2 protein-coding genes are annotated in these 2,956 nt (G+C 43.2%); both read right to left on the reverse strand.

The window, feature by feature from the left end:
- Positions 1-1,298: 1,298 nt before the first annotated feature.
- Positions 1,299-1,511, reverse strand: a complete 213-nt coding sequence (locus tag JK211_RS16585; RefSeq protein ID WP_212709722.1) for a hypothetical protein — start codon at positions 1,509-1,511, stop codon at positions 1,299-1,301.
- 1,067 nt (positions 1,512-2,578) lie between these two features.
- Complete coding sequence (locus tag JK211_RS16590; protein ID WP_249213834.1) at positions 2,579-2,800, reverse strand: integrase core domain-containing protein; 222 nt, start codon at positions 2,798-2,800, stop codon at positions 2,579-2,581.
- Between the last annotated feature and the right edge of the window lie 156 nt (positions 2,801-2,956).

The raw sequence follows: 2,956 nt of genomic DNA on the forward strand, positions 1-2,956 counted from the left end.
TCACCAACGACTGACTTTGCTTTAGCGCGGATTTCTTCAATCAGCCGGTCGGTGTAATCACCACTGATAAACGCCGCCTCCAGTTCACCCGCCGTCTTTGGCAGTGCATACAGCTGTAACTCTGTGCTTTCCATAATCCTCTCCTGAATGTGGTCATATAACCGCCCACTCAGTGAATGGACGCTTGTATAACAGGCATAAAAAAGCCCTCCACGAATGAAGGGCTGACATCAGAATGCTTTTAAAATGATGCTTTAGTGCCTTTTTTACGGGCTTAATTACCCCTACCCCTAGTCTTGATATATAAATAAAACTGATTGTTTGTATATTAACCTAATAATATGAGGGTATAGCTATGGCGTGTGATATATATCTGCATTGCCCGCAATGTGGTAGTCAAAGCCTTGTGTTTCCAGCCGGTTTTGACTCCAGTAATGGGTATGATGGCGTCACCTGTGGCGGTTGCGGCAGAGCTCTCACTGATGAAGATGTTACAGTTCAGGGCGAACAGACAATAAACAATGTTGTTGACGACATGCTGAACAATGGTTGGATGCGAGAGTAAGCTGAAACAATAAATCAGGCTTACGAATACATAGTTGGAGCCTGATTTTAATTGATGATTTTTTGTTATGTTTTTTTGTGTGGTGAATGGACAGGGGAGCTAGGTGTAATAATTGCTTAGTGGTGCTCTCCATAGTTATCGGCCGAGCGGGAGAGTTGTATAGTCATTTTCATCTATTCGGAGTCCATATACCAATGCTCTACATTTAGATATGCTCTCTTTGGTTGTGGGTTGCGTGCATCAAAAAAACGTCCTTCACTTGAGTCCCAGCTGGCAATCCGTGGTGTTTCATTACCGATTTCAACTACGTAGAATTCATTACTATCTCTTAAGTTACTAGGAGAGTTGATACTAATGTGTTGCCAATTCATCATGACTCATCTTAAGGGTAATCAATTAAACACCAAAGTAAAACTCCGACAAAAGTTGCCCAGGTTAATACTTCTAGCGTATTGATAATAAAGTTAAACTTTCCTTTATATGGCATATCAAATCCAATAATAAAGACTACATAGTAAAAATATCCACGCCAGATCACCTTTGTATTCATCAGTGAAACATGCGTTTTTAGCCCTGACTAAAGTGAAGCATAGGACTGACGTTTGGCATGTAATTTTTGTGTTGTAAATTTAAGCCATTCAGCCTTTTTATAAAAGTAAAAATAATGTTTTGTATGTTTTTGATACACTTTTGACTAAGGTGTGTTTGTAATAATTGGCAATCAGTAAGATTACTAACGAGCAGTACATGTCAGGTGGTTTTTTTGAGCTCGGTATCCGGCTGAGTAAATAGCGACATCTGGCATACACTGCGATACCTGCTCCGGACGGTTACGCCAGTTAGGTGCTTTCAGTGCCCGATCAACCTGATCTACCGGCTTCAACTGCATAGCCTCTGCTGATTTACGGGCGTTGAATTCTGCCATGCGGCGTCTGTTTCTGTTCATTGGAATGTCCTCTGTAAATTTATTCCTGCTCCCGTTTCCAGAAGCAGGGTAAATCAACAGATACCACTGTCCGCAGTGGCCACGCTCATACCCTTGAGGTTGCGTCGCTTCATTGCCGCTAATAACCGGTGTACGTTTGGCCAGCGTACTGCTCTACCGGAGCTTGTTTTGATATAAGAATCTTGACCCGTTACTACACAGGCTCGCGTAACTTCGCGACTCAGGGCAGTATCATAACTGCTGTATTGCCTTTCGGCTGCGGTCTAACCGCGTTAATTCACCATTTCTGGCCTCCTTAATGGTTAAACTTTTACCTGTGTATTCACAGGAACCTTGTTTTTAAATAGCAGCCTGACGTCATGTCCGGCGCGGTACGCAATCCGTTTACCGCATCGATGTTTCGTTTCGATGGAATAAATATACAAAACGTATCCATTACATGCAATACAAAATGTATACTTAATTCGGGTATAAATACGATATGTTTGTTTTTAAAGGTTATTTATTTTTCACAGACGAAAAAATCCCGCCCTGTGAATGGCGGGACGAGATGGGAGGTTAGATTTAATTGTTATTTTTTCATATTGATAGTGCTGAGTAATTGAATCTGACTTGACTACCCACTTACCTTTTACTTAGAGACCGTTTACAGATTACTTGACCATCGCTAACTAAAATTGGTGTATAGCTAACATCTCATGATGAAGTTGATCTGAATGACAGTTGTGTGCCAAAAGCAGACATAACTGACTTATCGGATGAATCAATCAAAGCCAAGCTGCTATTTTTTGTGATCCTGTTTTTGATTCGCTTTTTTCGCCGCACTTAAACCAGAAGTAGCCTTAAGGCCTGAGGGGTCTTTTTTATTTCATCAAGATAGTTGTAGCCCTTGGTTAATTTAAGCCGCCTGTATTTCCCGTTCCGGATTCAACGTTACCGGACCTTCCTGCGGCTAGCTTCTCGCTTACCTGACCAGCGTTCAGGGTGGGCTTATCTCGCACTCCGGTACAGTTTATCACGCTGTTTCAGGAGCACATGGTCTTCTTCGCGATATCGCTCTGATTGCGTCACATAGCGTATGCCGTTGTGACGGACCACCGGGTAAATTTTTCTACCCAACGACGGGCATCCGACAGTGTTCTTAACCCTGATGGCTGCCACTGCGGTACATACTTCAGCGTCCGGAACAGTGACTCTGCATACGCATTATCGTTACTCACCCGCGGACGGCTGTGGAACGGCGTGATATTCAGTTCGTGCAGTTTCATCTGCAGCATCTGTGATTTCATGGCTGCTCCGTTATCTGCGTGCAGTAACAGCGGATACCGCCAGCAGCCTGTTCACCGCTTTCTGTTTCATACACTTCATACCTAAATAGCTGCGCCAAATAGTAGATCACTTTAAGGGAACTCAGCCCGGATTGTGCGATCTGATCAATCGCCAAA

Origin of the sequence: Tatumella sp. JGM130 (assembly GCF_018257525.1) — a bacterium.
Classification (GTDB): domain Bacteria; phylum Pseudomonadota; class Gammaproteobacteria; order Enterobacterales; family Enterobacteriaceae; genus Tatumella; species Tatumella punctata.